This window comes from Clostridium sp. MCC353 (assembly GCF_018785315.1).
Classification (GTDB): Bacteria; Bacillota; Clostridia; order Lachnospirales; family Lachnospiraceae; genus CHH4-2.
This window is the reverse complement of the sequence record NZ_WQPN01000112.1, coordinates 1-356: the sequence shown is the minus strand read 5'-3', so window position 1 is coordinate 356 and position 356 is coordinate 1. Positions and strand designations below refer to the sequence as shown.

Here is a 356-nt window from a genome sequence, read left to right as displayed (position 1 = left end):
TTTATATTAATATCAGTAACAATTACTATTATTAATAAATCAAAACATCATATAGAAGAAAAGGAGAAACGAATTATGAAGAAATGGGTTTGTACAGTATGCGGATATGTTCACGAGGGAGACACAGCGCCGGAGTTCTGCCCGGTTTGTAAAGTTCCCGCTTCCAAGTTTGAAGAGCAGAAAGGCGAACTGACCTGGGCTGCTGAACATGTGATCGGTGTTGCGCAGGGCGCCAGCGAAGATATCATGATGGATTTAAGAGCAAACTTTGAAGGCGAGTGTTCCGAAGTCGGCATGTATCTGGCTATGGCAAGAGTTGCCCACAGAGAAGGATATCCTGAAATCGGCTTATACTA

General features: G+C 43.0%; 1 protein-coding gene. It reads left to right on the top strand.

All coding sequences use genetic code 11. The features are described from left to right. Positions 1 to 75 precede the first annotated feature (75 nt). On the top strand, positions 76 to 356 hold a 281-nt coding region (locus tag GPL15_RS19360), incomplete at its 3' end, for a rubredoxin-like domain-containing protein (RefSeq protein WP_346345006.1).